At 55.6% G+C, this 23,604-nt stretch carries 15 protein-coding genes; 1 reads left to right on the forward strand and 14 read right to left on the reverse strand.

All coding sequences use genetic code 11. The features are described from left to right. Positions 1-196: 196 nt before the first annotated feature. The 5 genes from Q5741_RS03465 to Q5741_RS03485 form a co-directional block, all read right to left on the reverse strand. Positions 197-3,586, reverse strand: coding sequence for an AAA family ATPase (locus tag Q5741_RS03465; RefSeq protein ID WP_305022629.1), 3,390 nt, complete (start codon positions 3,584-3,586; stop codon positions 197-199). After that, on the reverse strand, positions 3,583-4,767 hold the full coding sequence (locus tag Q5741_RS03470) for an exonuclease SbcCD subunit D (RefSeq protein WP_305022630.1): 1,185 nt from the start codon (positions 4,765-4,767) through the stop codon (positions 3,583-3,585). Before Q5741_RS03470 ends, Q5741_RS03465 begins: the two co-directional genes overlap by 4 nt. 118 nt (positions 4,768-4,885) lie before the next feature. Next, positions 4,886-8,815, reverse strand: coding sequence for a helicase-exonuclease AddAB subunit AddA (gene addA, locus Q5741_RS03475; RefSeq protein WP_305022631.1), 3,930 nt, complete (start codon positions 8,813-8,815; stop codon positions 4,886-4,888). Then, on the reverse strand, positions 8,815-12,348 hold the full coding sequence (addB, locus tag Q5741_RS03480) for a helicase-exonuclease AddAB subunit AddB (protein ID WP_305022632.1): 3,534 nt from the start codon (positions 12,346-12,348) through the stop codon (positions 8,815-8,817). The genes addA and addB overlap by 1 nt, the downstream gene beginning before the upstream one ends. A gap of 218 nt (positions 12,349-12,566) precedes the next feature. Beyond that, positions 12,567-13,937, reverse strand: coding sequence for a class I SAM-dependent rRNA methyltransferase (locus Q5741_RS03485; protein WP_305022737.1), 1,371 nt, complete (start codon positions 13,935-13,937; stop codon positions 12,567-12,569). Positions 13,938-14,091: 154 nt separating this feature from the next. On the opposite strand from Q5741_RS03485, the gene Q5741_RS03490 reads away from it, so the two are divergent. Further along, the gene (locus Q5741_RS03490; RefSeq protein WP_305022633.1) at positions 14,092-15,075 is read left to right on the forward strand and encodes a Na/Pi cotransporter family protein; all 984 of its coding nucleotides are present in this window, start codon (positions 14,092-14,094) and stop codon (positions 15,073-15,075) included. Between the two features lie 23 nt (positions 15,076-15,098). On the opposite strand, the gene Q5741_RS03495 is transcribed toward Q5741_RS03490, so the two are convergent. The 9 genes from Q5741_RS03495 to dnaK all read right to left on the reverse strand — a co-directional run bounded on the left by Q5741_RS03495 (position 15,099) and on the right by dnaK (position 23,570). Then, complete coding sequence (locus tag Q5741_RS03495) at positions 15,099-15,536, reverse strand: NUDIX hydrolase (RefSeq protein WP_305022634.1); 438 nt, start codon at positions 15,534-15,536, stop codon at positions 15,099-15,101. Positions 15,537-15,642: 106 nt separating this feature from the next. Further along, positions 15,643-16,986 (reverse strand): tRNA (N(6)-L-threonylcarbamoyladenosine(37)-C(2))-methylthiotransferase MtaB, encoded by a 1,344-nt coding sequence (mtaB, locus tag Q5741_RS03500; RefSeq protein WP_305022635.1) that lies wholly within the window; start codon positions 16,984-16,986, stop codon positions 15,643-15,645. A 1-nt stretch (position 16,987) separates the two neighbouring features. Next, the gene (locus tag Q5741_RS03505) at positions 16,988-17,746 is read right to left on the reverse strand and encodes a 16S rRNA (uracil(1498)-N(3))-methyltransferase (RefSeq protein ID WP_305022636.1); all 759 of its coding nucleotides are present in this window, start codon (positions 17,744-17,746) and stop codon (positions 16,988-16,990) included. Positions 17,747-17,940: 194 nt separating this feature from the next. Then, entirely contained in the window at positions 17,941-18,618 is a 678-nt protein-coding gene (locus Q5741_RS03510; RefSeq protein ID WP_305022637.1) for a site-2 protease family protein, read from the reverse strand. A gap of 2 nt (positions 18,619-18,620) precedes the next feature. Continuing rightward, on the reverse strand, positions 18,621-19,586 hold the full coding sequence (gene prmA, locus Q5741_RS03515) for a 50S ribosomal protein L11 methyltransferase (RefSeq protein ID WP_305022638.1): 966 nt from the start codon (positions 19,584-19,586) through the stop codon (positions 18,621-18,623). Between the two features lie 134 nt (positions 19,587-19,720). Beyond that, a complete protein-coding gene (locus Q5741_RS03520; RefSeq protein ID WP_305022639.1) occupies positions 19,721-19,909 on the reverse strand; it encodes a YfhD family protein in 189 nt (62 codons plus the stop codon). A gap of 42 nt (positions 19,910-19,951) precedes the next feature. After that, positions 19,952-20,323 carry a hypothetical protein gene (locus Q5741_RS03525; RefSeq protein ID WP_305022640.1) on the reverse strand — a complete coding sequence of 124 codons (372 nt, stop codon included), beginning with the start codon at positions 20,321-20,323 and terminating at the stop codon, positions 19,952-19,954. A gap of 153 nt (positions 20,324-20,476) precedes the next feature. After that, entirely contained in the window at positions 20,477-21,601 is a 1,125-nt protein-coding gene (gene dnaJ / locus Q5741_RS03530) for a molecular chaperone DnaJ (protein WP_305022641.1), read from the reverse strand. A gap of 121 nt (positions 21,602-21,722) precedes the next feature. Continuing rightward, positions 21,723-23,570, reverse strand: a complete 1,848-nt coding sequence (gene dnaK, locus Q5741_RS03535) for a molecular chaperone DnaK (RefSeq protein ID WP_305022642.1) — start codon at positions 23,568-23,570, stop codon at positions 21,723-21,725. Positions 23,571-23,604: the final 34 nt, after the last annotated feature.

A 23,604-nucleotide genomic window follows, 5' to 3' on the forward strand; every position in this document is an offset into this window, starting at 1 on the left:
GTTGACCTTCTGAATGGATTGTAAAAAAAAGAAGCACCCTGCAGACCTTAAGGTCTGCTGCACGCGGACGCATATCAGGGAATCAACTTCCTTCACATGCGCCCGCCGGGGTGCTTCCAAGTAAGATATCGGCTTAACTGTAGTATAACAGCCGTCTGAAACTGTCACTGTGACTCTTGTCACTCTGAACCTCTGTTTACAGGGATTCCATAACCACTTTGGAGCCTCCGCCTGCATGCCCTGCCGGTACGACCACCAGCTTGCGCGGCAGTCTGGCCCGCAGTTCCGGTACGTGACTGATGACACCAACCGAAAGCTTGTCATGATGGAGCTTCTCCAGGGATGTAATGACGGTATCGAGCAGTTCAGGATCCAGTGTTCCAAAACCTTCATCCAGGAAGAAGAACTGCAGCGGATACTGCCCCCGCAGCTGAATCTGTGCCGACAGCGCCAATGCCAATGATAACGAAGTCAGAAAGGTTTCGCCGCCCGACAGGGTCGATACCGGCCTTTTCATTCCCCCGTTTGCATCGTCACAGATCACAAACCCACCGCTTGAATCTACTTCCAGTGAGTAGCGCTGCTTGGTCAGAAAGCGCAGACGCTGGGATGCTGCCTGGCTGACCTGCATCAGCTGCTCCTCGGCAATATACTCTACGAAGGCGTTGCCCCGCAGACACGATTGCAGCTTGGACAGCTGATCCGCTTCCGCCTGCCGGCGCTTGCGCTGTTCCTCCAGAACGGTCCAACGTTCATGACGCTGCTGCAAATCTTCCAGATCCCGCAGCGCACGGGCCCGCTGCTGGAGCGCTTCTTCGTCCTGCTGCCGGCATGCCAGGAACCGCAGCCGCGCTTCCTGCCACTGCTCCTCACTTACCACCGTGCCGCCGAGCTGCTCCTCAACATGACGCAGCTGGGCATGCAGCTCCCGCTGACGCTCCCGGTAAAGACGGGTCTCTTCCCCAAAGCGCTGAATCACCGCCGGCTCCAGATCATTGGCCGTCACCTCCGCCTCATCGTCAAACGACGATGCCTGCAGGAGCTCCTCCCAGCGCTGTACGGCGGATTGCTGATATTCCCGAGCAGAATCCGCAGCCTGCCGCGCCATCACCGCCTGCTTGGCCAGCTCCTGGCGGGTCTCATCCGCCGCCCTATGCGCCTTGGCAGCCCGTTCGGCATCCGCCTTCAGCCCGCTTAGGCGCGACTGTGCCTCCTGCAGCAGAGACTCCACCTGCTGATCCCCGATCCAGGCCCGCAGCCTTTCTTCTTTCTCCCGCAGCAGGGCCTGCTTGCCTTCCAGGGACGCTGTGCCTGCGGCCAGCTGCTTGTCCAGCTCTGCCATCTCCTGGCGCAGCTGCTGAACCAGGCGCACCTTGTCCTCCAGAAAGGTGACGCTGATGTCCAGCTTGCCGCGAATTTCCTCGGCGCGGCTGTCCCGCTCCTGCATTGCTTCATACTGCGATGCCGCCGTTTCCGGCTGCAGGTCCGGCAGCCGCTGGGCCCATTCGCTGCGCATCGCCTCACAAGCGGAAGCTGCCGCTTCCCGCTTGCGGCGCACCTGCGCCAGCGCCTGCTCGGCCGCCTCCTGCTCGGCGGCCGCCTTCATGCGGGCCTGCCCGGCGGCGGATGCCGCCTCCCGCAGGCCCGCAGCTGCTGCGCGCAGCGGCGCTCCGGCAGCGGCCAGACCGGCCGCCTGCCGTGTAAGCCCGGCGCAGCGGGCGGGTCTGCCGGCGGCGTCGGACGCCGGCTTGGGCTGGGGCGAAGCCGCTGCTGCTGCGGCTTCGGGCTGGGCGGCGCCCAGCTGCTCCAGCAGGCTGCGGCGTTCGTGCAGCTGCTGGCGCAGGTTCAGGCGCAGCTCGTGCAGTTCGCTGCGCAGCTGCTGCAGCGCGGCCAGCGCCGCCTCGCCGGCGTGCGCCTCTTCATCGCCTGGCGCAGCAGGGGCGGGATGATGCATGCCCCCGCAGACGGGGCAGGGCTCACCGTCACGCAGCTCGGCCGCCAGGCTGAGCGACAGGCGCCGCAGTTCCCCTGCGCGGAGCTCTTGACGGAGCAGCACTTCGTCCGCATCAAGCCCGGCCAGCTCCGCAGTGCACGCGGCTTCCAGAACAAGCAGCTGCTCCAGCGCTTCTGCCGCCGAGTAAGCGAGCTGCTGCTGCTGTTGCTGCTGCTCGCATTCCAGCTTCCGTGTCTGCTCCAGCTCGAGAACGGACTGCTGCAGCCGCCCTTCCTGCAGCCGCTCCTCCTCAGACAGCTGACGCAGCTGATCTTCCTGCGAATTCAGCTGCTGCAGCAGCTGTATGGCTTCCTGAAGCTGCCGGCGTTCAGACGCCCGCACTTCATATTGCTTAAGCAGCTCCTGCAGTTCCTGCTGCTTCTTCTGTCCGCGCGTATGCAGCTCCTGTTCCTTCAGCAGCTGCTGCTCGATCCGGCTGCGCTTCTGATCATTCCCATCCTGACGTATGGCCAGCTGCTGAACTTCGCCCTCAAGCGTCCGGCTCTCAATCTGCAGCTGACGCGCCTGTTCCAGCTGGTCAAGCCGGAGCAGCAGCTTCGGTTCTTCTTCACTCAAGACCTGCCTCGCAGCCAAGTCTGCGCCAGCAGCCTCCCGAGCAGCGGTTTCGGCCTGTCCGGACTGCTGTTCAGCAGCGGCCGCAGCATGATGACGTCGTTCAGACTCCACAGCGGACGACTTCCGTTCCCGAAGGACAGGCATCATTCCATTAGCCTCAGCCGCCAGGCGAAGCTTGCGTTCCATCTCTGTCATGTCCTGCTCCCGGCTGGACAGTGTATCGAGCTCCTCCTGGCGCCGGGTCTGTTCCTGCTGCAGCTCACGCTGCTTGGACAGGGCTTCCGCCTCACGGCTGGCCGCATCCAGCAGTGCTCTTGCTTCTTCTGCCAGCCGTACGGCCGTCTCAACAGCCGTCTTGGCCTCTTCTACCGAAGAAGCATCCGCCTGTCCGAGACCCTGTTGTTCCGCTTCCAGCGCCTTCAAGGCACCATCCGTCTCCTTCACCCGGCGGCTCAGCTTGATCCCCAACTGATCCCCGTACCGTTCCAGATGAAATAATCGCTGCAGCATCTGTCTGCGCTCAGTTCCCTTGAGGGACAGAAACTCCGCAAATTTGCCCTGCGGCAGGACAACAGCGCGGGTGAAATCATCCATCTTCAGTCCAATCCGCTCTTCCACACAGCGTGTAACATCCGCTAGTTTATCAGCAAGAACCTGGTCACCATCCGGGGTAATTTCGATAAAACGGCTGACGGTGTTGCTGACCGAAATTTCATTATTCCGCTTGAACCGGCGTTCAACCCTGTAGCGCAGAGGACCATTCGCAGACATCAGTTCAAATGTAAAGGCTACGGCCAGACTGTCTTCGGAATGATTCATGATACCCTGCGTGCCGTTTACAGCACGTTCGACCTTACCATACATAGCCAGTGTGATCGCATCCAGGATGGTTGATTTCCCGCTGCCAGTCGGGCCAAAGATGCCAAAAAGGCCCGTTTCGGTCAATTTCTCAAAATGAATTTCCTGCGCTTCCCGATAACTCTGTAAACCGGCGATTTTTAAAAGGATCGGTTTCATAGCTCGTCCTCCTCCTGGCCAGTCAGGCTCCGTTCTTCTTCAACTAGCTCTAGGAACAGCTGAACAAGCCCCTCCTCCGGCTGGGCACCACCCGTATGCCGCTGATAGAATTTGCGGAATAATTCATGGACAGGCAGCCGGGACCGCTGCACGTCCAGTTCGGCCGCTTCCATCTCGGGGTAAACCGGACGAATATGAATAATACCTTCATGACGCTTGCGCAGAGCCTGAATCTCGCCGATGGACATCGCCTCGTCGAGCTGGATCTCCAGATCTACAAAAGCGTTAGCATCCTGACCCTCGTCCAGCCAGCGATAGACTTCCTGCAAGCCGCCTTTGGCTTTCCATCGTACGAGCGGCTTACCGCAGCCCAAATAAAGCTCTTCCATGACAGGTATGCCACCCGGGACTACATCAATCATCGTCACCGATTTGGCCTGCCCGGCTTCGGAGAAGCTGTAGGCCAGCGGTGAACCGCTGTAACGGATCATCCCTTCACCTTTGACAGCCTGAGGACGATGCAAGTGCCCTAAAGCTGTATATTGTGCCCCCGTATCCAATGCACGCGGGTCAACGGTGTAAGCGCCGCCGACCTGAATAGGCCGTTCCGAATCACTTTCTACACCGCCAAGCACATAAATATGACTCATAGCCAGGTTCACGGTATCCCTGCTAAAGTAACCGCCTAGCTGTCTCATGAGCCGTCCAACCCGCGCACTGTAGGCCTCCCTCAGTTCCTGTTCATCCCCGTCTCCGGTCAGCAGCTCGTTCAGCCGGGCTTCCGATGGATAGGGCAGCGCCGCGATTTGAGCCACTTCCCCTGTTCGGGCCGTACCGACTCTTATAATCTCCTGTGTCGGGAGGCCGACCAATGTAATTCCTCTTCCCTGAACCAGAGGAGTTACGGATGCCACACGTTCCGGTTGGTCATGGTTGCCTGCAATGACAACCATAGGTCTTCCACCTGCTGTCAAACAGGCTGCCGCCTCATAAAAAAGCTGCTCGGCAGCTGCTGGCGGGTTAACCGAATCATAGACATCGCCCGCCATCAGAATCAGGTCTGCCTGCTGATCGTCCGCCATAGCAGCCAGCTCATCAACAAAAGCCTCCTGTTCCTTCAGTCTGCTGCGCCCCTCCAGGGTACGACCGAAATGCCAGTCCCCCGTATGCAAAATCCGCATTTCCGCTTCTCCTCTCTGCACTGCAGCTTTCTCTATCTTTTATACCTTCTCCAGGCTGTGGTTTGGTTTGAATTTATTGTCCATCATCGTTGTTTGGCAAAATAAATCCTTCATACGGCTACAGTCTGACAGCAGCCGCCGCGTCAAAAAAGTACAACCACTTCTGGCTGACAGGTTTGCCCAAAATATCTTCAATGGCCTTCGCATAGAGATCCAGCTGAAAACGATAATGCTCCTTCAGCGTATCCGTGCCGCCTTGATGCTCTAACACCCGGTCTGTCTTGTAATCGAGCAGAATCCATTCACCATCAGCTTCGAACAAACAATCTATAATCCCCTGGATCAGGACCGTATCCCCGTCGAGCTGCTGCAGCCGCTGTCGTTCGTCGCTTTGTCCGTCCATGGAATCCCCTTCCGCTTCAGCAAGCAGAGCCGGGGTTACCACCGAGTCCCTGGCCGGCAGACCATAACTGAAGGGCAGCTCCCGCTGAACCGAAGCCGAGGCAGACAGCTTGCGGCCAACCTCGCTCTGGAAAAAGGATGCCACCTGTTCCGCTTCAACTGCTTCCGCCTGTTCGGTTGTAATAATCTGCAGCAATACCAGCTGATCGAGCGTTGCACGCACAACGGACGTATCCGTATCCAGTGCAAGCGGGATATGCTGCATAACCGTATGATAGACCGTACCGCGCTCGGCAGGGCTCAGCTTCTTCTGCTCCATGAACCGGGGACGGCGCAAATGAAGCCCTGCCTGCTCCCGGACAGGTCCGCCTTCGCCTTCCTGCCGCAGCAGCTGTTCTTCCAGCAGATCTACTGGCGGCTGATCCTGGTCAGCCAGTAAAGAGCGAATCTCGGTAACTGACGTCTTGGACGCCACTCTACCTGCCTCACGGTACCCATACGTCCATGACAAGAGCCGATCAACGGTATCGCTGCTTCCCGGCAGTTCGGACAGCTGAAGCTGGCGAAGGGACTGGAGCTGCTGCCTCCGTTCATCCGGCAGATCTTCCGTCATCTCCAGTCCTGCGGCAGCCTGTGCGATGCCATCTGACGAGAGCACAGCGATCTGCCATGCTCCCTCAAGAGGTGCAGCCTGGCTTTCAGGCTCTCCCGCCATCTCCCGCAGCAGACCGGCCGAGGGATGCCGAATCAGCGCAGGGCCAACCCAGTCCATATAAGACCGTGCCGAGGCCAGAAGGTCTTCTGGCAGCCGCTCGAGGGACACATCACGGGATTGCGCCCACGCCTGAGCCTTGGAATGGAGATCTTTCACCGTCCCGACCAGAATCATTTTTTCCTTCGGCCGGGTCAACGCTACGTACAGCACCCGCATTTCCTCAGCCAGCAGTTCCAGACGAGAGCGCCGGCGGATCGCCAGATTCGGCAGCGTCGGATAACTGACCCGCTTATCTTCATCTACAAATTTCGGCCCGAAACCAAGTTCCTTATGAATCAGGAAGGACGCATTCAGATCCTGCTGGTTGAACATCTTCGACATACCCGCGATAAATACGACGGGAAACTCCAGTCCTTTACTGCGATGGATCGTCATGATTCTTACCGCATTGTCCAGTTCAGCTGTACCACCTGCCGCACCAAGATCACCGCCATGCTCACGCAGACGCTTGACGAAGGTCAGGAAGCGGAACAGCCCTCGGTTAGACGTCGATTGCTCATACTGCCGGGCACGGTCATACAGTGCCCTCAGGTTGCCCTGCCGCTGGACTCCCCCCGGCAGGCCGCCAACCCAGTCCAGATAGCCGGTATCACGATACAAGCGCCAGATCAGCTCCGCTAGGCTGCCTTGACGCGCTTCATCACGCCAGCGGCTCAGCTGGACCAGGAATGACTGGAGCTTCCGGACCAGCGCAGCCTGCTCACCCTGCCTGTATGCTGCATCTTCAGGTTCAGCAGCACCCTCGGCCTCCGTTCCTGCAGCTGCTGTTACCGCATCATAGAAAGAGCTTCCCCCTCCCAGTACACGAATGTTGGCAAGCTCTTCATTGCTTAATCCGACAATCGGTGAGCGGAGGACGGATGCCAGCGGAATATCCTGCTGCGGATTATCAATAACCTGCAGCAGCGACAGCATGATCTCTACTTCCGTTGCCTGAAAATATCCTTTGTTCTGCTCCCCTGTCGCAGGAATCCCCTCCAGCCGGAGTTCCTCCACGATTAAAGGCGTCCACAATTGGGTGGAACGCAGCAGGATGACCATGTCACTGTATACGGCCGGCCGCATATCCTTCAGCACCTTGTCATATACCATCAGCGGATGCCCGGTCTCCCCGGTCATTTCGCGAATTCGTGCAGCAATTGCTCTTGCCTCCAGCTGGGCTGTCTCCAGTTCGGCCCATTCAGCGGGTGCCGAATCTACCATCTCCTCTTCCGAAGAGGCTGATGGTTCATCAGCGCCTTGCCCCGCCCGGTCAATCAGAATAAATTCCGGTTGATATGCGGATGGACCGTACTCCTCTCCTGCCGGAAAAGAAGCTCCGTAAACCAGCTCTGCACGATGATCGTAGGCAATTTCGCCGACACCCTCATTCATGATCTGCCGGAACAGCATATTAACAGCGGTGACTACTTCGGTCCTGCTGCGAAAATTACGTGCCAGATCAATCCGCATTCCTTCTCCGTCCGGGCGCTCGTCATAGCGGCGGTACTTGTCCAGAAACAAGCCAGGTTCTGCCAGCCGGAACCGATAAATGCTCTGCTTGACATCACCGACCATAAAACGGTTGCCGGGTGATTGCCGTGCAATCAGACGGACAATATCTTCCTGGACCGTATTTGTATCCTGATATTCATCTAACAGTACTTCATCGAACTGTGCCTGGTACTCCAAGGCGGCATCGGAAGGGAAAAGCTGTGCCGGAGTGGAGTCCGGGTGGCGCAGAATGCGCAGACAGTAGTGCTCAAGGTCACTGAAATCGACCATTCCCTTCGCTCGCTTCGCCTGTTCAAAGCGCCGGCCGAATTCTATGATTACAGCGGAGAGCTCGTTCATTAACGGTGCTGCCTCCTGCAATTCGCCAAGGAATACCTCTGCAGGTCTGCCGAACAGGGACTGCTTAACTTCACTGACCGCCTTCTTGGCTGATTCCCGCAGCGCCTTCACCCTATCCTGCAGCAGAGGATCGGTCTGATCCTTCTTGCAAGGCTTCAGCTTACCAAACGCTGCAGTCTGAAACACATCATACAGCTCCGACCACGGGCGCTGGGACAGCTGCAGCTCCAGCTCACGAATCATGTCCAGCTCTTCTGACAGCGTACTGGCATAAGGCACAGGCCCGCCCGGAAGTCCGGTGAGCTCAAGCGCCTGTATAAGCTGACTCGTTGCCCCTTGGAGCGTCAGTTCTGCATCCTGCAGGATACTGTGCACCCAGATCGAGCGCCCAAGACTAGCCGTATCCTCAACGTCAAAATTTTGAGCGGTCTCCATAAGCCAGTGATCCGGCCACGGATGACTGCGGGAGAAATCGTAGAGTCTCTGTACCAATCCGTACATCGCATCGTCACTTCGTTCCCCGCTGAACCAGTCCACCAGGCGGCGGAATATGCTATCCTCCGGCTCCTCGCCATACTTGTCTTCGAACAGCTCTTCAAGCAGCTCTTGTCTCATCAGCTCCGCCTCATGTTCATTCATGATGCGGAAGCCCGGATCCAGTGGAATCAGCTGATAATAACGCCGGATCACCTCCAGGCAGAAGGAGTGCAGCGTCGTAATCGATGCCCGTCCCAGCAGGGACAACTGACGGCGCAGATGATCGTTATCGGCATCCTCCTCGAGCGCCCTCTCCAGCGCCTCACGAATCCGCTGCTTCATCTCCGAGGCAGCGGCCTTGGTGAACGTAGCCACCAGCAGGCGGTCTACGCTGTATCCCAAAGACGGATCTGCAATTTTGCGTATAATCCGTTCAACCAATACAGCCGTTTTCCCGGAACCAGCTGCAGCAGCAACCAGCATATGACTGCCGGACTGAGAGATTGCTTTCCACTGATCGTCACTCCAGAAGCTTCCCTCGGGTTTCGGTATCTCGATCATTATTCCTCTCCTCCTTTACCTTTGGATGAATCCAGCAGTTCCCATACCTGCTGCTTGCCGGGCTTAGACCAGGTGTTATAGTCGTTGCCTTCGATTGTGTCGTCAAATTGGCATACCGGTTTGTAAGAGCAGAAGGCACATGCAGTCTCCTGCTGAATTTTGTAAGGCTTGATCTCCACGTCACCCTCCGTGATCCGGGTGCCGATCTGACGGATGCTGCTCCGTACGGAAGCCAGCAGCTGATCCCACTGCTCCCTTGTAGCCACGGAAGCGCTGCTGTAGAAGCTGCCGTCCGCTTTAACGGCAACAGGCAGAACCGAGGAATACCCCTTATCCAGACTGGTGTCCATCTGGCCAACCACTTCACGGTCAGCCAGTACCAGCCCCTTCATTTTGAACCTTTTCAGCAGCTCTTCTTCTGCTTTTTCCTTGCTCAATCCATTGGGTGCCTGAAGCAGCGGATTATGCACATGGAAATAGAGCGTTCCTGCCGGAAAAGCCGGTTCTCCCAGCCAATCCTCAGCCGAACTGAGCAGAACTTCGAGGTAGGTCAGCATCTGCAGCGCCAAGCCATAGTAAACTTCATGCAGCTTCAAATCTTTTTGGCTGGATTTGTAATCGATGACTCGCAGCAGCAGCCCCTGTTCGCCTTCCGCCACATCCACCCGGTCGATCCGCCCTACGACCTCCATGACACAGCCGTTCTCCAGTTCGAACACCAGGGGCGGCAGCGGCTTGTCCGGACCAAAATCGAGCTCCAGTCCCAGCGGCTCAAAACTGCCCCTGCGTGCATGTTCACCCAGAATCAGGGATGCGCGGCTGACGATACTCTTCAGCTTGCGGTAGATGTAGCCATAGCGCTTGGAGCTGAGCAATATCTCTCCCTGCAGCTGCGGGGCCAGACGATCCACCGTCTGTTCCGCTTCCTGCCGGCACTCTTCGCTGCTGAGGCTTCCCCAGCTCAGATTACGCTCCTTCAGGTTCATCGCCATCTGGCTCAGTGCTGCATGAAACAGCTGTCCGATATCAGGTGCCTGCAAACGATACAGCTGCCGTTCCTTCAAGCGCAAACCATGGGAGGCAAAATGAGAGAACGGACAAGCTACAAACCGTTCCATCCGTGAAACACTGGTCCGCAGTTTGCTGCCGTACAGCTGGCGGCTGGTCGACTCCCGCAGCGGTTCACCAGGGTTCTGATAAAAGAGCGAGCCCAGGCTACGCTCCAGCCGGCCGCGCCACTCCGGTTGACCGGCAAACCAGTTCAGCACATCCCACCATGGCTGCGGGATATCGATCCCGCGCTTCCACTGGCGAAGCTGAACGATCAGCTGCGCCAGCGCTTCTTCAGGGTGAGCCGCGTAAGCCGCGTGCTGTTCCCAGCCTTGACCCGGAAGCGGCTGCAGGCTGAGCTTTTCTTCCTGCAGAGCGAACATCTGCCGCAGATGGCGGATGTACTCCGAAGGCAGCAGCGGTTTCAGATCCTCGTCGGCAGCCGGATAACTGACCCACAGCTTATCGCTGGCCAGTGTCAGTGCCTGATACACCAGGAACCGCTCGTCCAGCGTACGCCGAGTGATATCCGGCGCCAGCTCGAAACCGCGCTCAGCCAGCAGCATCCGTTCCTGTTCAGTTAACACGCCTTCTTCCTGAATGACTGCGGGCACGACACCTTCATTAAAACCGAGTAGAAATGCATATTTCACCCCGACGGTGCGCGTCCGGTCCATCGTCCCGACAAGCACCTGATCCAGTGCAGGCGGTACAAGGGAGAGCTTCAGTTCAGACAATCCGGTTTCCATCATCCCGGCGAACAGCTCGGGCTCCAGCTTCTCGTCCCCCATCATTTCAGCGATCTGGTCCAGCAGTTCCAGCACTTTACCCCACAGCTGCCGGTGTTCCCGGCCTCGCTCCGGGTCACCCTGGTTCATCGCCTCTGCAGCCAAAGTTTCAAGCTTGTGCGCTGCTCCGCAATCCTCAAGCAGCAGGTACAGCGCCTCGCATTGTTCCCGGGCCGTCTTGGCTCTCGACAGCCGCTTCTCAAAAGCATACAGCGGCGTAACGATGGCTGTCCGGCAGGCCTCCATCTTATCCAACAGCTCTTGGCGGCTGCTCTGCAGCCCCTGTCCGTTGTCCTCCAGCGACAGACTCGGTACGGCCTGCCATGGACGACCGTCGGTCCAGCGATAGCCCTGGATCCCGCAGGCAAGCACGTAGTTCTCCAGCCGGTCCATATCCTGACGGGTCAGACTGCCGTCCAGCGGCAGCAGTATATCGGTCTTCACTGCCCTGAATACATCTTCGTAACGCCAGCGTCTCAGCACGATATCCAGCGATGCACGGAGAAGCTCAACAAGGGGATGATGCAGCTCGCTCCGCTTCTGGTCCAGGAAATAAGGAATATCAAAGTCCCGGAATACAGGCTCCACCAGCGGGGCGTAATCCTCCAGATTGCGTACCAGAATCGCCATATCGCGGAAGCGTGCTCCTTCTTCGCGGGCAAGTCTGAGCATTTCGCGCAGAGCCCCTTCAACTTCAGCTCTGCGGTTGGAGGCCGCGATCAATCTGATATCACTCTCTCTGCTCAGCAGGGGTGCCTCTGCGGCTTGGTTCAGCCGGTCCCAGCGGCGCCGCCGGTCAAAACCTTCCTCAAGATGAGCAAGCTGAGGACTGTTTCGAAAACGGGGCAGCGGACGTTCATTCATCCAACGGATCTGAATATCCAGTCCAAGGCTCTCAGCCATCCCGCGCAGCTGAACAAAGGTCGAAGCTGTCGGATGAAACAAGTCCAGTTCATGAGGCAGCTCACCTGGACTGTATTCCCGGTCAAGAGTAAGGGCAATGGTCATGGACCTCGACGCTGCCATCAGCCTCTCCAGCACCTGCAGCTCCTGAGGGGTAAACCCGCGAAATCCGTCCAGCCAGATGTCACAAGAAGAAGTATAGGAAGAACGCGGGATCGCCTCCTCGAGGCGTGCAAGCGTGTCTTCTTCGTCGACGTACAGCCTGGAGAGCTCGTGTTCAAAATCATGGTGAATCGTCATGATGTCCTGGAGCTTGTTCCGGAGCATGGGCGCGCTGCCGGCAGCAGCCTGCATACGGTCCATCTGTTCCTCCAGCTGCATCGGCTCTACACAATAACGTTTAAATTCGGTATACAGGTCGTTAAGGCGGCCGACAAAACCGAGCTGGTCTCCGGAATCACCGAACAGCTTCAGCTCTTCTTTACGGCGGCGAATGATCCGGTACAGCAGCATTTTCTTACCCTCTTCGCTAATCGGAGTGAGCGCGGCTCCGCCTGTCTCCTGCATCACCCGGTAGGCCAGCCGGCGGAAGCTGAGCACCTGGGCCCGCACACTGCCCTTTACGGTTCCCGAAGATACCAATGAGTGCTCTGCCTGGAAGGTCGCCTGCTCCGGTACCAGCAGCATCATCGGTGTTCCCTGGGGCTGATCCCGCAGTGAAGCTGTCATCTCCTCCATGATTTTCGTGCTCTTGCCGCTTCCGGCCCGTCCCAACAGAAATGTAACACTCACTGCCAATCCCTCCTCATTCGAACTAAACATAATGACTCCAATTATATCATAATGCCGCATCATGGAACATACGTTTGGATTGTTTCCAGCATTCTCTACTCCATGCCGAAAAGAAAGAGGTTATCCCGGTGCTCTTCGAGCAAAGGATAACCTCGTATACTTTTTTGACCGAATATTCGTTATATCGTGTATTCGTTATAAGGTAATTTCACATTCCGTTACAGACTGGTCTTGCTGCGAACCTCGAATACCGCGAACTTCAGGTAATGGCCTTCATCAACACCCAGAATCTGCGGATGATCTTTGCCAGCGGCTCTCCATTCAACCAGACGAAGCACTTTACCCGCGTCCATGGCAGCATCACGGATCGTCTCCAGGAACAAGTCCGGACGCATGTGGTAGGAACAGCTCGCCGTTACGAGATAGCCTCCTTCATTCACCAGCTTCATCCCGTGCAGGTTAATATCCTTATAGCCGCGGCAGGCACCTTTAACTGCACTTTTTGTTTTGGCAAAGGCTGGCGGGTCAAGGATAACAACATCAAATGTTTTCCCTCCACCTGCGGTCAGAGGCTGGGATGTATCCACTTTTCCGCCGTTCGCACGCGCTGTTCGTTCCTCCACCCCTTTAACCTGGGATCTCAGGTATTGAAAAGCATCGTCAACGACAAATTCTACACGGTCCTCAAAACCGTTCAGCCGGACATTCTCCCGCGCGCTCTCAATGGCATGCTCCGAAATGTCCAGGCAGGTCACCTTCTTGGCACCGTACTTGCAAGCATGAAGCGTAAAGCTTCCGGTATGAGAGAAGCATTCCAGCACCGTTGCGCCATCCCAGTATGGGAACGTAACGGTTTTGCCGCTTTTGTTCACGGGCAGGCGGCGGACCTCGCCTTCTTCCACCACATCCTGGAGTTGAATGCCGCTCTTCGCACCCCACCCTGTCATCAGCGGAGCAATGGATGCCCGATTTTCACGCTGGTCAAAGAAATATCCGGTCTTCTGGCCTTCCACGATGTCCACCTTGATCAGCAGCCCGTTCTCGGTTACCGTCACATGACGCGGACATTTCCCGTACAGTTCGCCTTTGACCTGCTCCAGACCTTCCAGCTCGCGCACCGGAACGTCACTGCGTTCATAGATGCCGGCTGGCTCCACCACCTGGATCAGTGCCTCCACAATCGCTTCACGGCACACGTCCATTCCCAGGGTCAGCAGCTGTACAACGAGTACGTCTCCGAAACGGTCTACAATCAGGCCCGGCAGAAAATCTGCTTCGCCATAGACCAGACGGTACGCGTCCCCTCCTGTAACAAAACGTTCCCGGTGTTTCAGACAATCCTCAAACCGACGGACAAAAAAGGCCGTATCCATCGCTTCCAGCGGCTGATGTGACACGACACGCACCGTAATTTGTGAATTGGCATTGTAGTACCCTGTCGCAAGATACCGTCCCTGATGGTTAAGCACTTCCACGAGAGTTCCGTTCCCGGGCTCACCGTTCACAGAAGCAATCTCGCTTTTATAGATCCACGGGTGGCTCTGTTCGAGTCTTTTTTTACGTCCCCGTTCCAATATGACTGACGGCAAATCTTTCACTTCCTTAATCAAGTTTTATCAAAACAATTCTTGCAGCCCCAGCTTCTGCTCTCTGCCACGCGGCCGTTTCGGCTGCTGCACAGTCATGGTGCCCGTCCATGGCTCATATATGTAAAACAAGCTGTACGAAGGGAGTACTTAAGCCATGATGAGAGAAGTCATAGTGCCTGTCGTTTACGGGCTGATCTTATTTTTTGCAGGGATGAAGCTGATGGAGAATGCACTGCACAAGCTTGCCGGTCCCCTGCTGATACAAGGCTTGAACCGGGCCACGTCATCCCCCTGGAAAGGCATGCTCTTCAGCACGGTCATCACGGCCCTGCTCCAGAGCAGCACCGCGGTCACCGTCTTGTCCATGGGACTTGTGAATGCCGGTCTGCTGAGCTTCGGTCAGACGCTGGGTATTATCCTTGGCTCCAATATCGGAACCTGCCTGACAACCGAGCTCATCAGCCTGCAGATCGGCCGGTTCGCCTGGCCGCTGCTCGCCGTCTGCCTTGCACTATGGGCCTTCACTGTCCTGCTGTACGAATTCGGCAGACCTTCGCACAGGCCCGGCCGCAGTCCGCTTCTGGCCTGGCAGTACGGCAGCCTTGCCGGCGCCGGCTTTGCACTGGTGCTGGGCGGCATCCGCACCATGCAGCTGACCGCTCCGTATCTGGAGCGGACCGGCGTCTTCAGCGCGTTTCTGGAGCAGGCGGCCCACAGCCCCTGGTGGGGCTTTGCCGCCGGCGCCTGTCTCACCGCGCTGATCCACAGCAGTGCCGCTGTCATCGGCATGGCCATCAGCATGGCAGGAGCGGGCATCCTGCCTGTCGAGATTGGCGTCACGATTGTGATCGGCGCCAATGTTGGAACCTGTGTGACCGCGCTGATGGCATCCGTCGGCGGTACCCGCGCCGCCGCCTTCGTCGCCTGGTCACACATTGCCCTGAACGCAGGCGGCGCCCTGCTGTTCATGCCGCTGGCCGGACTGCTGCAGGCCGTATCGGCCTGGCTGTCCGCCGATCCGGGAGCGCAGATCGCTCACGCGCAGACGCTGTTCAACATCGCCTGTTCCCTGCTGGCGCTCCCCCTCTGTTACCTTCCGGTGTGGAGGAAGGTTGACCGTAATCTCCATACAGCCTAAATCAAATTCTCACAGCATCCGGCTCAGCCTAGCTGGATGTCCAGAGACTGCAGCGCTTTGCGCAGAATGATATCGTTATTGTCGTAACCTTCATTTACCTGCTTGTCCCAGGCCTCCTGCGGAGTATACCAGGCGACCCCTTTAATCTCTTCTACCTGCGGCTGCATCTCACCGCCGAGTGCTTCAACAAGATAATAATGCACCTCTTTGTCGACCGTGCCATATTCCGGATGCTGATAAGTATAAGCAATCATGTCCACATGCTCGATGATTTTACCCTCAATGCCGGTCTCTTCGACAATCTCACGCAGTGCCGTTTGTTCTACCGTCTCGCCGGGCTCCATCTTGCCTTTGGCGAGGGATACCTTGCCGTAACGGTCCTGAATTAGCTGAACTTCCAGCTCCCCTCCAACATAACGATATACAACGCCGCCTGCGGAAATTTCCTTTCTTGCTGCCATGCTGCTTCCTCTCCCCTGTTCACAATTCGTAGACTCCATCTATAATCATGCCTGTAGAACAACAAGGATTTCACCCGATCAGCGAAATCCTTGTTGTTATTCCATATTATAGAGCTGCCTTCAGTTCCCCATCCAGCACACGCACCAGCTGGCCTTCACTTTCATTCACGCCGGCCCGGGTCAGTTTCACACGGCATACCTGTCCGACCATATCCGGGGTACCGTCGAACACAACCTGGATATAGTTGTCACTGTAACCGTGCAGCTTGCCGCTGCCTTCGCGGCCTTTGGCCTCACCTTCCGGAATAACATCGAGCACCTGGCCGACGAACTTCTCGGCGTAAGCCAGCTGCATCTGTTCGGAAAGATCAATCAGCTCATGAACGCGGGCATTTTTCACTTCCTCATCCACCTGATCCTCCATACGGGCAGCCGGTGTGCCGGTCCGCTTGGAGTAAGGGAAGACGTGCATTTCGGAGAAGCCGATTTTTTTCATCAGCTCATACCCGTTGCGGAACATTTCGTCCGTCTCGCCCGGGAATCCGACAATGACATCGGTCGTGATCGCCACGTCCGGCATGGCTTCACGAATGCGGAGCATCTTGTTGTAAAATTCTTGGGTTGTATATTTGCGGCGCATCCGCTTCAGTACCGTATCGTCGCCCGCCTGAAGCGGGATGTGGAAGTGGCGCACCAGCTTGTTTGAGCGGTTGATCACATCGAGCATGCGGTCATCGATCTGGCTCGCTTCAATGGAGCTGATCCGGATGCGTTCCAGACCTTCCACCTTATCCAGATCCCAGAGCAGGTCAGTCAGATCATAATTCTCCATATCGTCGCCGTAGCCGCCGGTATGAATGCCTGTCAGTACAATCTCCTTGTAGCCTGCCTGAACGAGCTGCTCGGCTTGGGCGATGATACTCTTCTGATCCCGGCTGCGGGACAGGCCGCGCGACCACGGGATAATACAGAACGTACAGAAGTTGTTACAGCCGTCCTGGATCTTCAGGAATGCTCGTGTGCGGTCTGCAAAATCCGGCACATCCATTTCTTCGAATACACGTGTCTTCATAATATTGCGCACCGCGTTGACCGGTTGGCGCGATTCCTGGATTTCCTTGACATAAGGCAAAATTTTATCCCGGTCCTGGGTACCAATCACAAGGTCGACACCCGGAATATCCAGAATCTCGGCAGGTGAAGTCTGCGCATAGCAGCCTGTCACCGCCACGATGGCATCCGGGTTACGGCGAATGGCACGGCGGATAATCTGCCGGCTCTTCTTGTCGCCTGTGTTCGTTACCGTACATGTATTAATGAGGTATACGTCAGCCGTTTGTTCATCAAAATCTACCTGCTCGTACCCTTCGTTCTTGAACAGCTGCCAAATGGCCTCCGTATCGTAAAAGTTGACTTTACAGCCCAAGGTGTAAAACGCCACGGATGGCATATCACATTCCTCCCATTTCTCCGGATTCATATAAAATACAAGTTAACGCTGCCATTCCAGCCGTCTCAGCGCGCAGAATACGCCGGCCGAGCCCTGTCGGGAAGGCCCCGGCCGCTTCTGCCGCCTGGCTCTCCTGCTCGGTAAAACCGCCTTCCGGCCCGACTACCACAAGCACCTTACCGCCATCAGGATGGTGCTCTACGAATGGCTTCACCATATCGCGCAGCTGGCGGCCGCTTTCTTTTTCATAACAATAGCACACGAGATCATATTCCTCAAAGGAAGTCAGGAGCGCTTTCCAGCCCAGCGGGCTATCCACCTCCGGAATACGGTTACGGTGGCACTGCTCTGCCGCCTCCTTGGCAATCTTGCGCCAGCGCTCGACACGTTTGCCTTCCTTTTTGCTGTCATACTGAACAATGGTCCGCTCCGAGAGGAACGGCACAAACCGGTCTGCCCCGATCTCGGTGCATTTTTGGATCACCAGCTCCATTTTGTCGCCTTTCGGCAGACTTTGTGCGATGGTAACCTTCACTTTAGGCTCTGCATTCATTTCCAGCCTGTCTATAATAGCAGCCGTTACCTCGCCCGCTTCCAGCGACGTCAGCTCGACCAGAGCCTCTCTCGAAGCACCATCGCTGACAATCACTTTATCGCCGGGCTTGCCGCGCATGACCCTGCTAATATGGCGGGCATCTTCGCCGGTTATGGTCACACTGTTCTCGCCGAACTGTTCCTGTGTAATGAAATAACGCTGCATGTCCCTTATTCACACCTGTCTCACCTGAATTGGATGCAGGGCGGGACAGGACGTGACGGGAAGCTTGGTCCGAACCCCACCTGCAAAAACACCAACAAACATCATACACCGTTTAGGCCTGAAAAACCAGCCTTTCCCCGTAAGTGGTCCTGGAAATCACAACCTGCACAACAAAAAAGGAGCCCTTAGGCCCCTTAGAATAAATGCAGAAATACCTGGCCAAAGCTCCGTACAAGGAAGTTGGCGAATTCATAAATTGGAACAATGGTTACATTGCGCAGTGCAGGGATGAACACAATCAGCAGGAAAATGAATAAAGACCATTGCTCGTAACGCTGCAGCGCCGGCAGTGCTGAACGGGGTGCCAAATCCTCTACGATCCGGTAGCCGTCCAGCGGCGGCAGCGGAATCAGGTTAAAGAGGAAGAGAAACATGTTCAGGGAAACAAGATAATTGAAGAAGTAATAGACCGCCATATACACACGCTGGTTCTCAATGCCTTCCAGTACACCGAAGTAGTTCAGAAGATGAAAAATGAACAATCCCACCACCGACAGCAGCAGGTTGCTGAGCGGACCGGCAACAGAGACGATCACACCCATGAGACGGGGTCGGGTAAAGTTGGCCCGGTTCACCGGAACCGGCTTCGCCCATCCAAAGCCTCCGATCAGCAGTAACAGCGTACCGAGAAAATCGATATGAACCGCAGGGTTTAAGGTCACCCGTCCCAGCAGCTTGGCTGTGGGGTCTCCGAACTTGTTGGCAAAGTAGGCGTGCGAGAATTCATGCACGGTGAAGGCAAAAATAAGCGCGAGAATATAAAACGGCAAATTGGCAAGAGGAACCTGAAGAAAACGATCCAGAAAATCCATCGTTATTTCTTCCTCGCGACAAAGGCGATCCAGTCTTCATCCCGTTTCTTGTCTTCAATCACAAATCCGGCTGCAGTCAGCGCCTGCTCCACAACTTCTTCCTTGTTCTTCCATATGCCTGAAGCGATGTAAACGCCATTAGACTCCAGTGCCTGATATACATCATCGATGAAGAGCAGAATAATCTCTGCCAAAATATTCGCAACAATGACCTTCACCGGCAGGGTTACACCCAGGCCCTGTTCATGGCTCCCGAGCAGCGAGAGAAGGTCGCTTTCCTTAACGGTAATACGGTCCTCCAATCCGTTCAGACGGGTATTCTCTTCCGCACTGGAGACAGCAACCGGATCGAGGTCCAGGGCAAGAACGTGTTTTGCCCCCAGCTTGATGGCACCGATAGCCAGGATGCCCGAGCCCGTGCCGACGTCAATGACTTCTTCCCCTCCCTGAATTACACCTTCCAATGTACGAAGGCAGAGGGAGGTCGTCGGATGGGTACCAGTTCCGAAGGCCATGCCCGGATCCAGCTCAATAATCTGCTCCTGCGGATCAGCGGGAGTGTAATCCTCCCAGGTCGGCTTAATGGTCAGCCGGTCAGACACTCGCAGCGGCTTGAAGTACTGCTTCCATGCCGTCGCCCAGTCATCTTCATTAACCGTACGCACCTCTGTAGTCCAGCTGCCCGCATCAATATCAAACTCTTGCAGCCCCTCAATACGCGGCTTCACTTCCGTCAGAACCTCATCCATATCAGTTGTTTCGGCAAAATAGCCTTTGATAACGGCCAAGCCCTCCGGGATATCGTTCAGAGGCAGTTCGTACCATTGTCCATAGGAAGTATCTCTCTCTTTATTTAATGTACCGGATTCCTCAATCGAGACGCCGCCTGCACCGGCTTCATGCAGGAAATTCGAGATCATCTCCACCGCTTCCTCCGTGGTATGTATCGTTAATTCGTGCCATAACATAAGTTATCTTTTCCTCCTCATTAGCATGCATGAGTCTTATTGTACTATACCTGATGGGCTGAATTCAAAAAAAGCGGCTGCGCTGATGAGCGCAGCCGCATCGGATCAAGATGGAATCCGAATGGGTAACCGGTTTACTTGTCGTCAAAAATAATACGCTCCTGCCGGCGTTCTGCTGCCTCGCTGCGCCGCAGAGCTTCCACATCGTCATGATCTGCCAGCGCGCCGGAGAATTCGACATCCTCATTTTTGGCTGCCTGAAGATCTCTCATCTTGTCCGTCTTCTTCAAAATTTTGCCGCGGCTGCTCTGAAATTCTGCCATAATCCCGCCTCCTTTTGATAATAGAACCCAGCCTTTTCCTAATTAAATCATCCCGCCGCATTGTTCAACAATTGCCAATGCGCGTTCATGCACGTCCTGGTTCACCACGACGGTCAACAAAATATCACGCCCCGTCGGACCTCCCTGGCCTCCGTCACTCATGCCGCTTGCCGCCGGATCTGCTGCAGCCAAAATACCATCTATGGCACTGCTGAAGGCGCCATTTTGCGTCAAAGCAGCCAGGCTGCTGATATTGCCGGATATGACCGGAATCCCATAGCTGATGCTGCCGCCGGGATACCGGCTGAACCGGTCGATCGACATATCAATCACCCGCAGTGCCTTCAGCTTCATCGCAGCCGCTTCAGCCTCTTCCGGTGATTTAAAATACGCCAGTATGTTCTTGTCACTCATTGAATTCCACCTGCCTTCCGCTGGTCCTTGTTCTAGAGTGCGTGAAAGCAGGCCGGTTTATTCTTAGGCTTCATTTATCCGTGCACAAAAAAAGAGGCTGTTCGCAGATGATAAACATCATCTGGAACGCCTCTTTTGATTATAATAGGTTGATCAGTCTCCGCGGAATGCCCGCTTCATCCGGTCGAAAAAGGACTGCTCCTGCTCATGGGTCTGCTCCCCGCTGAGGGAAGCAAAGCTGCGCAGCAGATCTTTCTGTTCATCGCTCAGCTTGCTTGGTGTCACCACAATCACTTTCACATGCTGATCGCCCTGGCCGACACCGCGTAGACGCGGCACGCCCTTGCCTTTGAGACGGAAATAGGTTCCGGTCTGTGTTCCGGCAGGGATCTTCAGTTTGACCTTCTCGGACAAGGTAGGAATCTCAATCTCATCGCCGAGTGCTGCCTGAGCGAAGGTCAGCGGCACTTCGCAGTAGATGTCGTCCCCTTCGCGTTCGAAGAAATCATGCGGCTTGACGCGAATGACAATGTACAGGTCGCCGGCAGGACCGCCACGCAGGCCGCCTTCCCCTTCACCGCTCATGCGCAGCTGCGCGCCGTCATCCACGCCTGCAGGAATGCGGACATGAATTTTACGCTGCTTGCGTACTTTGCCTGAGCCTTGGCAAGTTGTACATTTTTCCTTGATGATCTTGCCGGAACCGCTGCAGTTTGAGCAAGGACGACGGTTGACCATACGGCCAAACGGCGTGTTCTGAACCACTTCCTGCTGTCCGCTGCCATGACAGACGGAGCAGGTCTCTGGATGAGTACCCGGCTTGGCACCAGAACCATTACACGTATCGCAATTTTCGGTACGCGGGATCGTAATATCCGTTTCCTTGCCGAAGACCGCTTCCTTGAATTCAATGGTCATCGTATATTGCAGATCATTCCCCCGCTGCGGAGCATTTGGATCACGACGTCCGCCGCCTCCACCGCCGAAGAACATATCAAATATATCACCAAAGCCGCCGAAGTCCTGCCCGCCAAAGCCGCCGCCCATGCCCTGATTTGGATCAACATGTCCAAACTGGTCATATTGCGCTCGCTTCTGGCCGTCACTCAGTACATCATAAGCTTCTTTCATTTCCTTGAATTTTGCTTCTGCGTCCGGCTCCTTGTTCACGTCCGGATGATACTGGCGCGCCAGTTTACGGTATGCTTTCTTAATCTCGTCATCCGAAGCATTTTTGCCGAGTCCTAGCACCTCATAATAATCACGCTTTTCAGCCACTGCTCCACCCCCATGCCTATTCAGCTTCCCGCATCATGACAAAAGGAAAGCCAAAAACCGGATGCTTCCGGCTTTGACCTTCCCATTGCTGCTTGCATGCATGAATCTGTCTATTGCCAGATTAGTTTTGTTTCTTGTCTTCGTCAACGACTTCGTAGTCAGCGTCAACGACGTTGTCGCGACCTGCACCCTGCTGTCCTGCACCTTGAGCACCTTCAGCCGCTTGTTGTGCCTGTGCCGCCTGCTCATACAGTTTCACAGACAGCTGCTGTACGATTTCAGTCAGCTCTTCAGTAGCTGCCTTAATTTCGTCTACGTTATCGGATTCCAGCGTCTTTTGCAGTTTTTCCTTGGCTGCATTCGCTTTATCTACTTCGGCTGCATCAGCTTTGTCGCCAAGATCCTTAATCGTTTTGTCAACACTGTAGATCAGCTGGTCAGCCGAGTTTTTCACTTCAACGAGCTCTTTGCGTTTTTTATCTTCTTCCGCATGCAGCTCGGCGTCTTTCATCATACGTTCAACTTCCTCATCGCTCAGACCGCTGGAAGAAGTGATAGTAATTTTTTGGCTCTTGCCTGTGCCTTTGTCTGTAGCTGCAACGTTCACGATACCGTTCGCATCGATATCAAAAGTAACTTCGATTTGCGGTACACCGCGTGGTGCTGGCGGAATATCGCCCAGCATAAAGCGTCCCAGTGTTTTGTTGCCCGCAGCCATTTCGCGTTCACCTTGCAGTACGTGGATCTCAACGCTAGGCTGGTTGTCTGCATAAGTGGAGAAGACTTGGGATTTGCTTGTAGGGATCGTAGTGTTGCGCTCGATCATTTTGGTGAATACGCCGCCTGCTGTTTCGATACCCAGAGACAATGGGGTTACGTCGAGCAGAACCACGTCTTTGACGTCACCCGTCAGGACGCCTGCTTGAACAGCGGCACCGAGGGCTACCACTTCATCCGGGTTAACGCCTTTATGCGGATCTTTGCCTGTCAGCTTCTTGATTGCTTCCTGTACAGCAGGAATACGTGTGGAACCGCCGACAAGGACAATTTTATCAATGTCGTTGGCAGTCATTCCAGCATCGCTCAAAGCTTGACGAGTTGGCCCCAGCGTACGCTCTACCAGACCTGCGGACAGCTCTTCGAATTTTGCACGAGTCAGGCTCAGCTCCAAGTGCTGAGGAACACCGTCAACTACGGTAATGAACGGCAGCGAGATCGTGGATGTCATGACGCCGGACAGTTCCTTTTTCGCTTTCTCTGCTGCATCTTTCAGACGCTGTACAGCCGCTTTATCCTTGCTCAGGTCAATACCTTGGTCTTTTTTAAATTCGCTCACGAGATAGTCGATGATGACTTGGTCGAAGTCGTCACCGCCCAGGTGGTTGTCACCGCTGGTAGCTTTAACTTCGAAGAAGCCGTCGCCCAGTTCCAGAATCGAAACGTCGAACGTACCGCCGCCCAGGTCATAGACAAGGATCGTCTGATCTTCAGATTTCTCCATACCATATGCCAATGCAGCAGCAGTTGGTTCGTTGACAATACGCAGCACCTCGAGGCCTGCAATTTTGCCCGCATCCTTGGTTGCTTGACGCTGGCTGTCATTAAAGTAGGCAGGTACAGTGATAACCGCTTGGGTTACAGGCTGGCCCAGATAAGCCTCAGCATCAGACTTCAGCTTTTGCAGAATCATTGCAGAGATTTCCTGTGCCGAATATTCTTTGCCGTCGATGGTTTCCTTGTGGTTCGTACCCATGTGGCGTTTGATAGAAATGATCGTACGGTCAGGATTTGTAATCGCCTGGCGTTTTGCTGTTTCACCAACAACACGCTCTCCGTCTTTCTTGAAACCTACAACCGAAGGGGTTGTACGAGCGCCTTCCGGGTTAGGGATGACAACGGCCTCGCCGCCTTCCATTACAGCAACGCAAGAGTTGGTTGTTCCCAAGTCAATACCGATTACTTTACTCATCGAAAAGTTCCTCCTTCACATCGTCAAAGGCCGT

The organism is Paenibacillus lacisoli, from assembly GCF_030580655.1.
Lineage (GTDB): Bacteria > Bacillota > Bacilli > Paenibacillales > Paenibacillaceae > Paenibacillus > Paenibacillus lacisoli.

Excerpts from the sequence above, each read along its gene's own strand:
- Q5741_RS03465 (WP_305022629.1), bottom strand. The coding sequence starts at position 3,586 with ATGAAACCGATCCTTTTAAAAATCGCCGGTTTACAGAGTTATCGGGAA.
- Q5741_RS03470 (WP_305022630.1), bottom strand. The coding sequence starts at position 4,767 with ATGCGGATTTTGCATACGGGGGACTGGCATTTCGGTCGTACCCTGGAG.
- addA (WP_305022631.1), bottom strand. The coding sequence starts at position 8,815 with ATGATCGAGATACCGAAACCCGAGGGAAGCTTCTGGAGTGACGATCAG.
- Q5741_RS03490 (WP_305022633.1), top strand. The coding sequence starts at position 14,092 with ATGATGAGAGAAGTCATAGTGCCTGTCGTTTACGGGCTGATCTTATTT.
- Q5741_RS03495 (WP_305022634.1), bottom strand. The coding sequence starts at position 15,536 with ATGGCAGCAAGAAAGGAAATTTCCGCAGGCGGCGTTGTATATCGTTAT.
- mtaB (WP_305022635.1), bottom strand. The coding sequence starts at position 16,986 with ATGCCATCCGTGGCGTTTTACACCTTGGGCTGTAAAGTCAACTTTTAC.
- Q5741_RS03505 (WP_305022636.1), bottom strand. The coding sequence starts at position 17,746 with ATGCAGCGTTATTTCATTACACAGGAACAGTTCGGCGAGAACAGTGTG.
- Q5741_RS03510 (WP_305022637.1), bottom strand. The coding sequence starts at position 18,618 with ATGGATTTTCTGGATCGTTTTCTTCAGGTTCCTCTTGCCAATTTGCCG.
- prmA (WP_305022638.1), bottom strand. The coding sequence starts at position 19,586 with ATGTTATGGCACGAATTAACGATACATACCACGGAGGAAGCGGTGGAG.
- Q5741_RS03520 (WP_305022639.1), bottom strand. The coding sequence starts at position 19,909 with ATGGCAGAATTTCAGAGCAGCCGCGGCAAAATTTTGAAGAAGACGGAC.
- Q5741_RS03525 (WP_305022640.1), bottom strand. The coding sequence starts at position 20,323 with ATGAGTGACAAGAACATACTGGCGTATTTTAAATCACCGGAAGAGGCT.
- dnaK (WP_305022642.1), bottom strand. The coding sequence starts at position 23,570 with ATGAGTAAAGTAATCGGTATTGACTTGGGAACAACCAACTCTTGCGTT.